This is a genomic window from Corallococcus sp. AB038B, from assembly GCF_003668955.1.
Lineage (GTDB): Bacteria > Myxococcota > Myxococcia > Myxococcales > Myxococcaceae > Corallococcus > Corallococcus exiguus.
In genome coordinates, this window is record NZ_RAWO01000001.1 from 1,187,388 (window position 1) to 1,201,473 (window position 14,086).

Consider the following 14,086-nt stretch of genomic DNA (forward strand, 5'->3'; position numbering starts at 1 on the left):
TACCTTGGTCCTCGAAAGCGTCTTCACGCGACAGGGGGAACAGGATGAGGTGGGAAGGCGGACGTCGCAGCTCGAACATCGAGGACCGGCGGGGCGGTGGCTTCGGACGCCCGCTCGCGGTGGGCGGTGGCGCCGCGTCACTGGTGGTGGCCCTGCTGGTGATGCTGCTGGGCGGCGACCCGTCCGACGTGCAGATTGGCACGCGCACCTCCCCGTATTCGCAACCGGGCACGGGCGGCTCCGGGAACGTGGACCCACAGCAGGAGGAGCTGAAGGACTTCGCCTCCGTCGTGCTCGCGGACACCGAGGACACCTGGCCCGGCCTGCTGGAGCCGCAGGGCGTGCGCTACGTGCAGCCGCGGCTGGTGCTCTTCTCGGACGCGGTGCAGTCCGCGTGCGGCATGCAGGAGAGCGCGGTGGGGCCCTTCTATTGTCCGGGCGACCAGAAGGTGTACCTGGACCTGCGCTTCTTCGACGAGCTGGAGAGCCGCTTCGGCGCGCCGGGTGACTTCGGCCGCGCGTACGTCATCGCGCACGAGGTGGGGCACCACGTGCAGAACCTGCTGGGCGTCTCCCGCAAGGTGCAGTCCCTGCGCAACCGCACGAGCGAGGAGCAGGCCAACCAGCTCTCCGTGCTGACGGAGCTCCAGGCGGACTGCTTCGCCGGCATCTGGGCCCACCACGCTCAGAAGGAGCGGAACATCTTGGAGCAGGGGGACGTGGAGGAGGGCCTGGGCGCCGCCAGCGCCGTGGGCGACGACACCCTCCAGAAGCGCGCCCGGGGCTACGTCGTCCCCGAGTCCTTCACCCATGGCTCCGCCGCGCAGCGCATGACCTGGTTCAAGCGCGGCCTGGAGCAGGGGACGCTGGAGGCGTGCGACACCTTCAACGCCCGGCGGTAGGTGGCGCGAAGGGCTCAGCGCACCCGCGTGGCGCCCGGCCCATGCATCGGCGGGCGCTGCTGCTGCGTGCCGATGAGCGGCTGCTGGAGCTGGTACGTCCCATTCAGCGGCTGCTGCAACTGGTACGTCCCGTTGAGCGGTTGCTGGAGTTGATAGGAGCCGATGAGCGGTTGCTGGAGCTGGTACGTGCCGACGAGCGGCTGCTGCAGTTGGTACGAACCGGCCATCGGCTGCTCGAGCTGATACGAGCCGGCGAGGGGCTGCTGGAACCCGCTCTCCGCGGGCGGCTGATACCAGTAATTGTTCCAGAAGGTGCCGTCGCCGGAGTCGCTTGTCAGTGATTGCGGGTCATCCAGGTTCTGCGAGTCATTGCCATCCGGGGCAGTCATCGCTTCGTCCTGCTGCGCCAGGGCCGGACCTGACGCGAGCGCCACCACCAGGGTCACCAGGGTTCCAGTGCGCATGGGTGTCCTCGTTCTTTCCGTCGCGGGAGAGGGGAACCGCGCCGCGACCTCCTCCTCAAGATGACCGCGCGGGTCGGCTGCGGGGAGCGCGGTGCCCTCGCCCACGGGCCTGACCGCGCGCCTGTCATGGGGCCGTGCGTCATTCGCATTCCGGACACATTGCGGACGATAGGCTTACCGCGTGCGCGTGCTTTTTTGAGCGTGACTGAAGGGGCGCCGCGTCAAAACACAAACGTGAAACTTGTGCTTGTCGCCAGTGTGTCTTTGCTCCGAGCATGCCGCCTTCCCGCTGCTTCGCGGGCCGCGGGCGCTTCCCCGTGGCCCATGCGGAGCGGCCTCGCGGAGGAACGACATGCCCCGTTTGCAGTGGACCCGCGCTACGCGCGCGACCGTTCTGGCCCTGGTAGGGGCCCTCTCGTTGACCGCCTGCTCGGATGACGACGACACCACGCCGGATTCGGGCGTGAAAGTGGACGCGGGTACGAACACGGACGCGGGCACGAACACGGACGCCGGCAGTGACGCGGGCAGCGTGGACACGGGCATCCCCTGGGACGGCGGCAGCGCGGGGACCTTCTCCTGCGAGGGCAAGGCCCAGGCGACGCTGAACTTCGCGCCGGGCCAGGAGGAGGCGCTCCAGGACCAGGTGAACACCATGGCCGAGTGCACCACCATCAATCTGGCGGCGGGCACGTACACCTTCGACAACGCCATCACCATCCGCCAGAACGGCATCACGCTGGTGGGTGCGGGCAAGGGCACGAAGGGCGAGGGCACCGGCGGGGCGAGCAGCACGGTGCTGGTGTTCACCAACGCCGCGGCGAACTCCAACGGCCTGGACGTGGTGGGCAATCTCTTCACGGTGAGCGACCTGGCGGTGTGGAACGCGAAGAAGGACGCCATCCGCGTGGAATCCTCCATCGACGTCGTCATGCGCCGCGTGCGCACGGAGTGGGCGGAGGCCGACAAGGAGAGCAACGGCAAGTACGGCCTGTACCCGGTGAAGTCCAAGTACGTCCTCATCGATGAATGCGAGGCGTACAACGCCGCGGACGCGGGCATCTACGTGGGCCAGACGGAGTACGCCGTCGTGCGCAACAGCGTGGCGAAGCAGAACGTGGCGGGCATCGAGATTGAAAACACGAAGTACGCCTACGTGCTGGGCAACACGGCCCAGGACAACACCACGGGCCTGGTGGTGTTCGACCTGCCGGGCAACCCCATCATGGGGACGGACATCCGGGTGAAGAACAACATCATCACCGGCAACAACCGGCACAACTTCGCGTCCGTCGCGGCCAGCAGCAGCACGGTGTCGCAGGTGCCGGCGGGCACGGGCACGTTCATGCTGGCGTCTCGCCGCGTGGAGCTGACGGGCAACACCTGGGGCAACAACAACACGGTGGACGTGGCGGTGCTGAGCGGCCTCACCATCGAGGACGACGTCGCGCTGTGGGAGGCGGGCGGCTTCAACTTCGCGAGCTCGGACGTCTACATCCACGGCAACACCTTCCAGGGTGGCAGCGGCGACAACGTGGACAACGGCAACCTGAGCCCGCAGCTGCGGCCCCTGGGCGCGGCCCTGGCGGCGCTCTACACCTACGGCGAGACGCAGGGCGCGAAGGGCGTGGAGCACCTGGTGTGGGACGGCGTGGACCCCTACGGCCATGCCCGCACGGAGCTGAACCCCATCAACATCTGCTTCGCCGACAACACGCTGCCCACGGGCACCGTCAACGCCATCGCGGACCTGGACCTGGTGGCGGCGGGTTCGGCCGCGGCCACGGGCAACTTCGCGGGCGGGTGGGCCCTCACGCGGCACTACCCGGCCACGAAGGCGGAGTTCAACTGCTCGGGCTTCAGCCCCGCGCTGACGATTGGCAACTTCATCCAGTAACCGCGGTCAGGGAGCGTGACACCCATGTGGACGTCGTTCGTGAGCCCCCGTCTCTCCGTGGTGCTGCTGGCGTTGACGCTGGCGGCCTGCGGTTCCTCCGACCCGGAAGGCCCCGGGCCCACACCCGACTCGGGGACCGTGGATGCCGGAACGGGGGACGCGGGGGTTCCGGACGCGGGTGAACCTGACGCGGGCATCGTGGACGCGGGCACGGATGCCGGAACGCTCGATGCGGGCGCTCCGGATGCCGGGCCCGTGGACGCGGGGCCTCCGCTGGCCATCCCCAACGCGCTGTCGGGCTTCGAGCTGTTCACCGGAAGCCCGGCGGACGGAGGCCTCATCCCGGTGGAGGGCAACGTGCCCTACACCCTGTCCACGCCGCTGTTCTCCGACTACGCGGTCAAGTCACGCACCCTCTACATCCCCCCCGGCAAGACGGCGCACTACCAGCCGAAGGACGCGCTGGACCTGCCGGTGGGGACGCTCATCACGAAGACGTTCGCCTTCCCGGCGGACCTGCGGAATCCGGACCAGGACGTGCGGTTCATCGAGACGCGCGTCCTGGTGCGCCAGCCCTCCGGCTGGGAGGCGTGGCCGTACGTCTGGAACACGGAGCAGACGGAGGCCACGCTGGCCACCGGCGGCCGCGTGCGCGACGTGACGTTCATCGACTCGGAGGGGGAGACCCGTTCGTTCCGGTACGCGGTGCCCTCCAAGAACCAGTGCCAGCAGTGCCACCACCTGGTGGATGACAAGGGTGAGCAGGTGATGCACCCCATTGGCGTGAAGGCGCGCTACCTGCACCGCACGAACACCTACGGTGGTGTGGAGCGCGACCAGCTGGAGTACCTGGCGTCATTGGGCAAGCTGGACGGGCTGCCCGCCCAGGCGGAGCTGCCGAAGGCGCCGGACGCGTTCGACCCGCAGTCGGCGAACCTGGACACGCGGGCGCGCACGTACCTGGACATCAACTGCGCGCATTGCCACAACCCGAAGGGCACGGCGGGCATCACCAGCCAGCTGTTCCTCAACTTCGACAACACCAGCCTGTTCTCACTGGGCGAGTGCAAGCGTCCCGGCTCCGCAGGAGCGGGCGTGGGCGGCGAGTTCGACATCGTCCCCGGCAACCACGCGGAGTCCATCCTCTGGTATCGGCTGCACACGGAGGAGTCCGGCAAGATGATGCCGCAAATCGGCCGCACGATTCACCACGCGGAGGGCGCGCAGCTCATCGCGGATTGGATCGACTCGATGCCGCCGAAGACCTGCAAGTGACGACCTGCAAGTAGCGCTCAGGCGGCTGGCGACGGGGGCTCTTCCAGCCCCACGTTGCTGGACGCGCGGTTGTAGACGGCCAGGTCCAGGAGGCCCTCCTCGCGGGCCACCAGGACCGGCACCAGCATCTGGCCGGTGACGTTGGTGAGGGTGCGCATCATGTCCAGCACCCGGTCGATGGCCAGCAGGTAGCCCAGCCCCTCCAGGGGCAACCCCGCGGAGCTGAGGACGACGGTGGTCATCACCACCGCCGTACCGGGCACGCCGGCGGTGCCGAAGCTGCCCAGCACGGACGCCAGCAGGATGATGAAGAGCTGGGGCGCGGACAGCGTCAGGCCGAAGTATTGGGCAATGAAGAGCGACGTCATCGCCGGGTAGATGGCGCCGCAGCCGTCCATCTTGATGCTGGCGCCCAGGGGCACCGCGAACGCCGCGTAGTCCCGGTCGACGCCCAGGTTGTGGGTGACGCTGCGCAGGGCCACCGGCATGGACGCGAAGCTGGAGGAGCTGACGAACGCCACCTGCATGCCCGGCGCGGCGCCCCGGAAGAAGCGCAGCGGGTTGAGCCCGTGCGCCGCGAGCAGCCCGCCGTACACGAAGACGACGTGCACCGCGCACGCGAGGTACAGCGTGAGGACGAAGGTGCCCAGGGGCAGCAGTCGCTCGAAGCCGTAGGTGCCCACCAGCGCGGCGATGAGGCCGAAGGTGCCCAGCGGCGTCAGCTCCAGCACGAAGCGGGTGACTTGAATCATCGCCTCGCTGGCCTCACCCACGAGCGCGCGCAGGCGGGCGGTGCGGTCCCCCAGCTTCACCAGCGCGAAGCCCAGCAGGCCCGCGAAGAAGATGACCTGGAGCATCTTGCCCTCCGCCAACGCGGCGAAGGGATTGGTGGGCACCACGTCCAGCAGCACCTGCACGGGACCGGGCACCTGCTTGGGCTTGAAGTCGCTGGCCGCCTGGAGCGTGCCCACGCCCAGGCCCGGCTTCGTGAGGGCGGCGGTGCCCAGGCCCACGCCCACGGCCAGCGCGGCGGTGACGGCAAACCAGAGGAAGGTGCGGCCGCCCAGCGCCGCCACGCTCTTCTGGCCGCGCAGCGCGGACACCGCGTGGATGACGGCGAAGAACACCAGCGGTGTGGCGATCATCCGGATCAGCTGGACGTAGAGTGTGCCCAGCGGCTGGAGCCATGTGCCGGCGCGGTCGCCCAGCGCCCATCCGGCGAGCGCGCCCAGCACGAAGGCGCCCAGCACTCGCTGCCAGAAGGGAATGCGGAACCAGCGGGCCCAGAGCTTCATCGCGCGATACCTCTCACACCGGTGGACGGGCAGACCCTAACCCCCTCGCGAGTCCGGCGCCGCGTTCCCCTGCGAGGGACGCCCCACATCATTGCGACCCGCTCACTGGCCCCCTAGGCTCCTTCCCGCTTTTCCCCCCAATCCCATGCCAGGAGTGTTGCCATGAAGTTCACGAGCAAGGACGTGTCGAAGCTGCTGGAGGAAGTCAGCGGGTCCGAGGACCTGATGGGCCACGCCTGCGCGACGTCGTACCTCAACGGCCAGCACTACACCTGGAGCGGTACCCAGTGGGTGGGCACCTACTTCCCGGTGCTCAAGTACCCGGTGGGCGAGGACTCGAGCAGCTCCTGCTAGGCGTGTCGCAAGGCCCTGCCCCCATGAAGGTCGCCATCGTGGACAGTGGAGTGTCGGCAGGCTTCCTTCGCGGGGCGGGGCTGTCGCTCGCCGGGGCCGCGAGCTTCACGGTGGACCGTGAGGCGCGGCGCCTGGAGTCCCGTGTCCACTCGCGTGAGGAGCTGGCGGCCTGGCGCGGCGGCGACTCCGTGTTGGAGGACCTGGAGGACACGCACGGCCACGGCACCGCGGTGCTGAGCATCCTGATGGAGCAGGGCCGTCCCGGTGCCGACGTGGAGTGGTACGTCGCGCGCGTGCTGGATGGGCGGATGCGCGGCGATTCGCTGGGCCTGCTGGAAGCGCTGGAGTGGCTGACGCAAGACGTGCGGCCGGACCTCATCAACCTGAGCCTGGGCACCGTGGGCCGCGCCTTCGAGGCGCCCCTCACCGCGCTGCTGGACCGCGCGGTGGAGCAGGGCAGCGTGGTGCTCTGCGCCGCGGGCCCCGTGTCGGGTCTGCCGTCCGGGCTGCCGTCGGTGATGACGGTGGCGGACGCGGCCATGGCCCACGCGCTGAGGAAGGGGGACATCGTGGACCACGTCGAGGACGCGGCCACGGTGCGGCTGTACGCGGATGGCGCGTGGTGCGAGCGCCCCATCACGAGCAGCTACGCCTGTGCCCTCGCGGCGGCGCGGGTGCTGCGCGAGGGCTGTCCTCCCGGATGGCGGCGCGTCACCGCGTCACAGCGGACGCGGTGACCTTCGCCTCGGTGGACCTCAGGCCGGGACGCGGTCGTTGTCCTTGCGGTCCCAGTGCCGGTGCTTCGCGAGGGCCTTCGCGAACGCGGTGGCCAGCGCCGCGCCGGCACCGGCCTTGGAGCCCGCGACGACGCCGGGCGCGGCCGGGTCGATTTCACAGGCCTTGAGCAGCTCCTCCGCGTCCTTGGACGCGCCCACCGTCTTGCAGTGCAGGTAGGCCTCCTGCACGAAGTGGCGCGACTCGCCGTCCTTCTTCAGCGTGGCCACGCTCGCGGCGCCGCCGGGGATGAAGACGCCGTCGTACTCCACGGAGGCCGTGGTCATGGCGCTCTTGTCCACCGGCACGTCCTTGCCGTTGGAGGCCTTCACCGTGCCCAGGCGCTTGGCGATGACCTTCAGCTGCGCTCCCTGTGACTCCAGTTCCTTGCGCAGGGCCATCAGCTCGTCCGCGTCCACGCCGTCCGCGACGAGCACGCCAATCTTCCGCGTCTTGATGGACGGAGGCGTGGTCAGCTTCATGGCCTCCATGCTCAGGGCCTTGGACGCGGGAGGACCCTTGGGCGTGACGGGCGTGGCCTTGGGCGCGGGCAGGCCCAGCCCTTCCGCCACGGCCGACACCAGGAGGGCGTCGATCTTCGCGAAGTGCTCCAGCATGCGCTCCTGGATGGCCTTCGTCTCCACCTTGCCCAGTTCGAAGCGGCACGCGTCGATGAGGTGCTGCTGCTCCGGTTCGGACAGGCTGCGGAAGAAGAGGGCTGCCTGGCTGTAGTGGTCGTTGAAGGAGGCGGCGCGCTCGCGCACCTTCTTGCCGCTCACCTGCTCCGGGTGGTGCACGTAGCCACCCTGCTGCTGGCCCGCGAGGAACGGGCAGCCGCCGCCCAGCGAGTTGGGGAAGTAGTTCGCGCGGCCCACGTTGCTCGTGTGCCGGCCGAAGCCGTCCTGCTGGTGGTTGTGCACCGGCGCCACGGGGCGGTTGATGGGAATCTCCGCGAAGTTCGGCCCGCCCAGGCGCGTCAGCTGCGTGTCCAGGTACGAGAAGAGCCGCGCCTGCATCAGCGGATCATCCGTGAAGTCGATGCCCGGCACGATGTTGGCCACGCAGAAGGCGACCTGCTCTGTCTCCGCGAAGAAGTTGGTCGGGTTGCGATTGAGCGTGAGCTTGCCCACGGGCTGCACCGGCGCCACCTCCTCCGGGATGAGCTTCGTCGCGTCCAGCAGGTCCACGCCCAGCGCTTGCGCGTCCTTCTCCTCCAGGATTTGAACGCCCAGTTCGTACTCGGGGAAGTCACCCTGCTCGATGGCTTCGAAGAGGTCGCGGCGGTGGAAGTCCGGGTCCTTGCCGCCGAGCTTCTGCGCTTCATCCCAGACGAGCGAGTGCGTGCCCAGCAGCGGCTTCCAGTGGAACTTCACGAAGCGCGCGGTGTTCTTTTCGTCGATGAAGCGGAAGGTGTGGACGCCGAAGCCCTGCATCATCCGGAAGCTGCGCGGGATGGCGCGGTCGGACATGATCCACATGATCATGTGCATCGTTTCCGGGACGAGCGACACGAAGTCCCAGAAGGAGTCATGCGCCGTCTGCGCCTGGGGAATCTCATGGTGGGGTTCCGGCTTGGCGGCGTGGATGATGTCCGGGAACTTGATGCCGTCCTGGATGAAGAAGACGGGGATGTTGTTGCCCACCAGGTCGAAGTTGCCTTCCTCCGTGTAGAACTTCACCGCGAAGCCGCGCACGTCGCGAGCGGTATCCGCGGAGCCGCGCGAGCCCGCGACGGTGGAGAAGCGCACGAACACGGGCGTCTTCTTGGCCGGGTCCTGGAGGAACTTCGCGCGGGTGTACTTCGCCTGCGATTCGTAGACCTGGAAGTAGCCGTGGGCGCCCGCACCGCGAGCGTGGACGACGCGCTCGGGGATCCGCTCGTGGTCGAAGCGGGTCATCTTCTCGCGGAAGTGGAAGTCCTCCAGGAGCGTGGGACCGCGAGCGCCAATCTTGAGCGAGTCGTCGGTGTGCTCGACGCGGATGCCCTGGTCCGTGGTGAGGAAGTTGCCCGTGGGCTCCGCGCGGTCCTTCGCGAGCTGCTGGTCCTTGCTCTTCTCATCCACGCGCACCGCGTCCGGCTGCTTCTGTGAGGTCACCGCACTGCCTCCTGCGAAAGGGCGTGCAGGGTGCCGGACGCGGCGGAGGCCGCACGTCTTGTGTCCCGCGTCTGGGAGGTGCAGGACGCAAGACGGCGGCTGTGTCCGGTGGCGCTCGTTCGTGACGTTGGCCAGCGAGCGTCAGGCGTCCTTCGTCAGGCGCACCAGCATCTTGCCGGTGTTGTCGCCGCGCAGCAGGCCGATGAAGGCGTCGGGGGCCTTGTCCAGGCCATCCACGATGGTGGAGACGTCCTGGACCTTGCCCTCGCGCAGCCACTGGCCCACGTCACGCAGGAAGTCCGCCCGGCGGTCCGCGTGGTCCATGACGATGTAGCCCTGGAGGGTGAGGCGCTTGCCCACGGCGAGTCCCAGGTTGCGCGGACCGGGCGTGGGGGCGGTGGCGTTGTACACGGAGATGGCGCCGCACAGGACGATGCGGCCGTGGTTCTTCATCAGGCCGATGGCGGCCTCCAGGTGGTCGCCGCCCACGTTGTCGAAGTAGACGTCGATGCCGTCCGGGCAGGCCTTGGCCAGGGACTCGGCGATGGGCGCGGACTTGTAGTTGATGGCGGCGTCGAACTTCAGGTCGTCGCGGAGGTGCTTCACCTTCGCGTCCGAGCCGACGCTGCCCACCACTCGGCAGCCTTTGATGCGGGCAATCTGGCCCACGACGCCGCCCACGGCGCCCGCGGCGGCGGACACGAAGACGGTGTCGCCAGCCTTCGGCTTGCCGATGTCGAGCAGGCCCACGTACGCGGTCATGCCCGGCATGCCGAGCACTCCGAGGTACGCGGAGAGGGGGCCCACGGACGGGTCGGCCTTCTGGTAGTGCTTCGCGGGAGCGACGGCGTATTCGCGCCAGCCGCCGGTGCCGGCGACGACGAAGTCGCCTTCCTTGAAGTCAGGCGAGCGCGAGCGGATCACCTGGCCCACGCTGCCGCCGTCCATCACTTCGCCCAGCTTGAAGGGCGGGACGTAGGACTTCGCGTCGTTCATGCGGCCGCGCATGTACGGATCCACGGACATGAAGTGGTTGCGCACGAGGACCTGGCCCTCGGCGGGTTCCGGGACGGTGACCGTGGCGAACTCGAAGTTGTCCGGCGTGGGCTCACCATGCGGGCGGGACTTCAGGCGGATTTCACGTCCCTGGAGCGGCGTGGCCATGAGGGGGCCTTTCGTGAAGATGGAAGGAAGCGCGGGCCTCTTAACCACCGCGTGGAGTCGCGGCAGGGAATTGGGCGGGGAATCCGTGGAAGATGTGTAGGGTAGGGCGCCAGACGTGTGCCCTGTCATGTCGGACGGGCGTGCTACCTCTCCCCGTCATGGATAGAGTGATGGGCGGCGAGGACTGGAGGGAATCCATGGGAAAGAAACCCGCGACCTACGCGGACCTGGAGGCGCTTCCCGACCATGTCGTGGGGGAGATCGTCGCGGGGGAGCTGTATGCAAGCCCACGGCCGACGATGCGGCATGGGACAGTTACCCACCGTTTGGGGGGCGAACTCCTGGGCCCTTTCGAGCGGGGGCGGAGTGGGCCCGGCGGGTGGTTCCTCATGGAGGAGCCAGAGCTGCATCTCGGAGGGGACGTCCTGGTTCCGGACGTCGCGGGCTGGAGGCAGGAACGGATGCCCGCTGTTCCCGAAACAGCAGCGACGTCTCTCGCGCCGGACTGGGTCTGCGAGGTGTTGTCGCCATCCACCCGGAAGCTGGACCGCGAGGCGAAGATGCCTGTGTACGCGCGCGAGGGCGTGCGGCACGTCTGGTTGATGGATCCGCGGACGCGCACGCTGGAGGTGTTCGTCCTGCGGGATGGACGGTACGTGGCGCTGCTCACGCATGTCGGGGATGAGCCCGTGCGGGCGGAGCCCTTCGACGCCGTGGAACTGGACCTCGCATTCATCTGGGGCCGCACGATGAGCTGAAGGCGTGAGACCTCCAGGGTTCAGGAGTATCCACCCACCCTTGTACGTCAGACGGGCGTGCTACCTCCTCCCGTCATGGATAGAGTGATGGGCGGCGAGGACTGGAGGGAATCCATGGGAAAGAAACCCGCGACCTACGCGGACCTGGAGGCGCTCCCGGAAGGGGTCGTGGGGGAAATTGTCGCGGGGGAGTTGTATGCGAGCCCCCGTCCGGCATTTCCCCATCTCACGGCGGCTTCGTTCCTGATGGCGAAGCTGGGCAATCCCTTTATCTTTGGCCTGGGAGGCCCGGGAGGCTGGTACATCGTGCTCGAACCCGAGCTCAGTCTGGGAGAGGACGTCCTCGTTCCGGACCTGGCGGGCTGGCGGCGCGAACGACTCCCTCATGCTCCGAAGGCCGTGGCCCTTGCCTTGGCTCCTGACTGGGTCTGTGAGGTGTTGTCTCCCTCGACGCGAAGCCTGGACCGCAAGGTGAAGCTTCCGGTGTACGCGCGCGAAGGTGTGCGGCATGTCTGGTTCATCGACCCGGTTCTTCGCACCCTGGAAGTGTTCCGATTGGAGTCGGGACAATACGTGCAGCTGGCGACCCATTCTGGAACCGACTCCGTGTACGCCGAACCCTTTGAGGCAGTGGCATTGAAGCTCGCCGTGCTCTGGGACGAGTTGGACTGAACAAGACGGCGGGCGGACGGCCGAGCACGGATTCAGGTGCGCTCGGGCACGAGGCGCGGGAGGCTTGGGCCCATGCCGCTGTCTGCGTTCTCGCTCCTCATCGCGCTGGGTGCCGTGCTCGGGCACCTGTATCTGTTCCGGCGGCTCGTGTGGAACCTCACGTCCCGCCGTGGGCCCCGGCTCGTTGCCGCGTTCGTGCTGGGCTTCATGACGCTCGTGCTGATTGCGCGGCGGTATCTGCAACGCACGCTTCCGGAGGCTCCTGGCGACGTCGTGGAGCTGGTGTCCTATTCGTGGATGGGCGTGGCGCTGTGCCTGGTGCTCGGGCTCGCGGGCGTCGACCTGGGACGCGCCGTGTTCGCTTTGGGACGCCGGCTTCGTCCTGCTCCCTCCGCGCCTTCCGTGGATGCTGAGCGGCGGCGCTTCCTGTCGCAGGCGACCGCGGGTGGGGCTCTTGCCTTGGGTGGAGGCCTGGCGGGGTATGGGAGCTGGCGCGCGTTCACTGCTCCGGAGGTCACGGAGGTGGTGGTTCGCATTCCGAAGCTGCCCCGCTCGCTGGACGGTTTCAGCATCGTGCAGCTCACCGACCTGCACGTGGGCCCCTTCATCCAGCGGCGCTTCATGGACGAGCTCGTGCGGCGGGCCAATGCGCTCAAGCCGGACCTGGTCGCCATTACCGGTGACCTGGTGGATGGCACCGTGCCCCGGCTGGGCGGCTTCGTCGCGGCGCTCGGCAACCTCCATGCTCGCTACGGGAGCTTCTTCGTCACCGGCAACCATGACTATTCGTCCGGCGCGGAGGCCTGGGTGGCCCACCTGGGCTCGATGGGCATTCCTTCGCTGCGCAACCGGCACGTGCGCATTGGCGACGAGGGCGGCGCGTTCGACCTGGTCGGCGTGGACGACTGGCACGGCGGCCGGCGCCTGGGGCAGAAGGGCTATGACCTGGACCTGGCGCTCGCGGACCGTGACCCCGAGCGCGCCGCGGTGCTGCTCGCGCACCAGCCCGCCAACTTCAAGGTGGCCGCGGAGCGCGGCGTGGACCTTCAGATCTCCGGCCACACCCATGGCGGCCAGCTCTTCCCCATGACGGCGCTCATCGGGCTGAGCTGGGAGCACTCCGCCGGTCACTACCGGCATGGCGATTCACACATCTACGTCAGCCGGGGCTGCGGCTTCTGGGGGCCACCCATGCGGCTGGGCAGCCCCCCGGAGCTCGTCAAGCTGGTGCTGACTTCGTGAGGAACGCGTCCAGCGCGGCGTTCACCTCGTCCGGATGGTCCAGTTGGATCCAGTGGCCGGCGCCCTCCACCACCTGGTGCGCCACGCCTTCCCCCAGCCGGTGGAGGCTGTGCGGCGCGTCGTTGTCCGGCGCGACGAGCGAGAACTTCGGTCCCGGGTAGCGCGCGAGCGCCGCCGTCAGGTCGAAGCGCAGGCTGGAGCGCTGCACGGCCGTCACGGCGGACAACGGCGTCGCGTCCAGGTCCGCCAGCAGCCGCTCGCGCACGTCCGCGCGCGGCCCCGCCATCTGCGCCCAGTCCTGCCGCACCGCCTGCGCCACGTCCGGCGCATCCAGCGAGGCGATGTATGCGGCCACCTGCTCCTCGGGGTACTGGCGCGAGTCCGTCATCGGATCCACCAGGAACAGCCCCGCCACCTGCCGCGGGTTCTCCCCCGCGTACGCCAGCGTCACGCCCCCGCTGATGCTGTGTCCCACCAGCACGAAGCGGCGCAGCCCCAGCGCTCGCACGACGGCGGCGATGTCACCCGCGAGTGACTCCAGCGTGTAGTCCTCCGGCTCCGGCACGGTCGAGCCCCCGTGGCCGCGCAGCTCCAGCGCGATGCCTCGGCGGCCCTGACGGGTCAGGTGCTCCAGCTGCGCCTGCCAGTGGGACGCGTTGCCCGCGAGCCCGTGCACGAAGACGACAGGCAATGCCTTGCCGCCGCCGCCGGTGTCCACCAGCCGCAGGTCGCCCGCGGGCCCCGCCACCCGGAAGTCGTCGAAGCGGATCCGCTGGGGCTCGAAGGCCTGGCCTTCCGCGAAGGGGACCTCGTAGTGGGTGACGTGCACGTCGCGGTCGATGAGGTAGCGGTCGTCCTCCGGGAAGAAGATGGCGCGCTCCGGCGAGTCCCCCGCGAAGCGCTTCACCGCGTCCATGGACTCCCACAACGTGACGAGGAGGAACTCCGCGCGCCCGTCCGCCACCTTGCGCAGGCAGTACGCCGCCAGGTTGCCCGGCGTGCGCCGGTAGTGCGTGAGGCCCGTCTGGTGGAGATAGGCGAGGTAGGCGTCGGCGTCCTCCGCCTTCGTCACCCCGCGCCAGGTGCGTGCGAGCATTCCAGGTTCCTCGTGCCCAAAAAGAATGGAGCCGCGCATGTAGCGCGCCCGGTGGGAGGTCGGCCACTCCTCGATGGCCCGGGCGTGGGCGGGACGA

At 68.8% G+C, this 14,086-nt stretch carries 13 protein-coding genes; 8 read left to right on the forward strand and 5 right to left on the reverse strand.

Annotated elements, in window-relative coordinates:
- Positions 1-44: 44 nt before the first annotated feature.
- Entirely contained in the window at positions 45-902 is an 858-nt protein-coding gene (locus D7Y04_RS04915) for a neutral zinc metallopeptidase (protein ID WP_120597119.1), read from the forward strand.
- 14 nt (positions 903-916) lie between these two features.
- On the opposite strand, the gene D7Y04_RS04920 is transcribed toward D7Y04_RS04915, so the two are convergent.
- Positions 917-1,366, reverse strand: coding sequence for a hypothetical protein (locus D7Y04_RS04920; RefSeq protein ID WP_120597118.1), 450 nt, complete (start codon positions 1,364-1,366; stop codon positions 917-919).
- 352 nt (positions 1,367-1,718) lie between these two features.
- On the opposite strand from D7Y04_RS04920, the gene D7Y04_RS04925 reads away from it, so the two are divergent.
- Positions 1,719-3,263 (forward strand): parallel beta-helix domain-containing protein, encoded by a 1,545-nt coding sequence (locus tag D7Y04_RS04925; RefSeq protein ID WP_121758481.1) that lies wholly within the window; start codon positions 1,719-1,721, stop codon positions 3,261-3,263.
- Positions 3,264-3,302: 39 nt separating this feature from the next.
- A complete protein-coding gene (locus D7Y04_RS04930; RefSeq protein ID WP_233601274.1) occupies positions 3,303-4,538 on the forward strand; it encodes an SO2930 family diheme c-type cytochrome in 1,236 nt (411 codons plus the stop codon).
- A gap of 17 nt (positions 4,539-4,555) precedes the next feature.
- Here the strand turns inward: D7Y04_RS04930 and D7Y04_RS04935 are convergent, their stop codons facing one another.
- Positions 4,556-5,833 (reverse strand): dicarboxylate/amino acid:cation symporter, encoded by a 1,278-nt coding sequence (locus tag D7Y04_RS04935; RefSeq protein WP_121758482.1) that lies wholly within the window; start codon positions 5,831-5,833, stop codon positions 4,556-4,558.
- A gap of 162 nt (positions 5,834-5,995) precedes the next feature.
- Between D7Y04_RS04935 and D7Y04_RS04940 the strand changes: the two genes are divergently transcribed.
- Positions 5,996-6,187, forward strand: a complete 192-nt coding sequence (locus D7Y04_RS04940) for a hypothetical protein (RefSeq protein ID WP_120577837.1) — start codon at positions 5,996-5,998, stop codon at positions 6,185-6,187.
- Positions 6,188-6,210: 23 nt separating this feature from the next.
- The gene (locus D7Y04_RS04945) at positions 6,211-6,924 is read left to right on the forward strand and encodes a S8/S53 family peptidase (protein WP_121758483.1); all 714 of its coding nucleotides are present in this window, start codon (positions 6,211-6,213) and stop codon (positions 6,922-6,924) included.
- An 18-nt stretch (positions 6,925-6,942) separates the two neighbouring features.
- Here D7Y04_RS04945 and D7Y04_RS04950 read toward each other — a convergent pair whose 3' ends face one another.
- Positions 6,943-9,057 carry a catalase gene (locus D7Y04_RS04950; RefSeq protein ID WP_199749617.1) on the reverse strand — a complete coding sequence of 705 codons (2,115 nt, stop codon included), beginning with the start codon at positions 9,055-9,057 and terminating at the stop codon, positions 6,943-6,945.
- Positions 9,058-9,198: 141 nt separating this feature from the next.
- Positions 9,199-10,221 (reverse strand): NADP-dependent oxidoreductase, encoded by a 1,023-nt coding sequence (locus D7Y04_RS04955; RefSeq protein ID WP_121758484.1) that lies wholly within the window; start codon positions 10,219-10,221, stop codon positions 9,199-9,201.
- Positions 10,222-10,418: 197 nt separating this feature from the next.
- Between D7Y04_RS04955 and D7Y04_RS04960 the strand changes: the two genes are divergently transcribed.
- From D7Y04_RS04960 to D7Y04_RS04970, 3 genes are all read left to right on the forward strand, one after another.
- Entirely contained in the window at positions 10,419-10,979 is a 561-nt protein-coding gene (locus D7Y04_RS04960; RefSeq protein WP_120597127.1) for a Uma2 family endonuclease, read from the forward strand.
- A gap of 114 nt (positions 10,980-11,093) precedes the next feature.
- Positions 11,094-11,651 (forward strand): Uma2 family endonuclease, encoded by a 558-nt coding sequence (locus D7Y04_RS04965; protein ID WP_120597126.1) that lies wholly within the window; start codon positions 11,094-11,096, stop codon positions 11,649-11,651.
- A 72-nt stretch (positions 11,652-11,723) separates the two neighbouring features.
- Entirely contained in the window at positions 11,724-12,893 is a 1,170-nt protein-coding gene (locus D7Y04_RS04970) for a metallophosphoesterase (RefSeq protein ID WP_121758485.1), read from the forward strand.
- Here D7Y04_RS04970 and D7Y04_RS04975 read toward each other — a convergent pair.
- Positions 12,871-13,989 (reverse strand): alpha/beta fold hydrolase, encoded by a 1,119-nt coding sequence (locus D7Y04_RS04975; RefSeq protein WP_233601275.1) that lies wholly within the window; start codon positions 13,987-13,989, stop codon positions 12,871-12,873. The two genes, D7Y04_RS04970 and D7Y04_RS04975, sit on opposite strands and share 23 nt — an antisense overlap.
- Positions 13,990-14,086: the final 97 nt, after the last annotated feature.

Excerpts from the sequence above, each read along its gene's own strand:
- D7Y04_RS04960 (WP_120597127.1), top strand. The coding sequence starts at position 10,419 with ATGGGAAAGAAACCCGCGACCTACGCGGACCTGGAGGCGCTTCCCGAC.
- D7Y04_RS04970 (WP_121758485.1), top strand. The coding sequence starts at position 11,724 with ATGCCGCTGTCTGCGTTCTCGCTCCTCATCGCGCTGGGTGCCGTGCTC.
- D7Y04_RS04965 (WP_120597126.1), top strand. The coding sequence starts at position 11,094 with ATGGGAAAGAAACCCGCGACCTACGCGGACCTGGAGGCGCTCCCGGAA.
- D7Y04_RS04925 (WP_121758481.1), top strand. The coding sequence starts at position 1,719 with ATGCCCCGTTTGCAGTGGACCCGCGCTACGCGCGCGACCGTTCTGGCC.
- D7Y04_RS04915 (WP_120597119.1), top strand. The coding sequence starts at position 45 with ATGAGGTGGGAAGGCGGACGTCGCAGCTCGAACATCGAGGACCGGCGG.
- D7Y04_RS04935 (WP_121758482.1), bottom strand. The coding sequence starts at position 5,833 with ATGAAGCTCTGGGCCCGCTGGTTCCGCATTCCCTTCTGGCAGCGAGTG.
- D7Y04_RS04940 (WP_120577837.1), top strand. The coding sequence starts at position 5,996 with ATGAAGTTCACGAGCAAGGACGTGTCGAAGCTGCTGGAGGAAGTCAGC.
- D7Y04_RS04955 (WP_121758484.1), bottom strand. The coding sequence starts at position 10,221 with ATGGCCACGCCGCTCCAGGGACGTGAAATCCGCCTGAAGTCCCGCCCG.
- D7Y04_RS04920 (WP_120597118.1), bottom strand. The coding sequence starts at position 1,366 with ATGCGCACTGGAACCCTGGTGACCCTGGTGGTGGCGCTCGCGTCAGGT.
- D7Y04_RS04945 (WP_121758483.1), top strand. The coding sequence starts at position 6,211 with ATGAAGGTCGCCATCGTGGACAGTGGAGTGTCGGCAGGCTTCCTTCGC.
- D7Y04_RS04975 (WP_233601275.1), bottom strand. The coding sequence starts at position 13,989 with ATGCTCGCACGCACCTGGCGCGGGGTGACGAAGGCGGAGGACGCCGAC.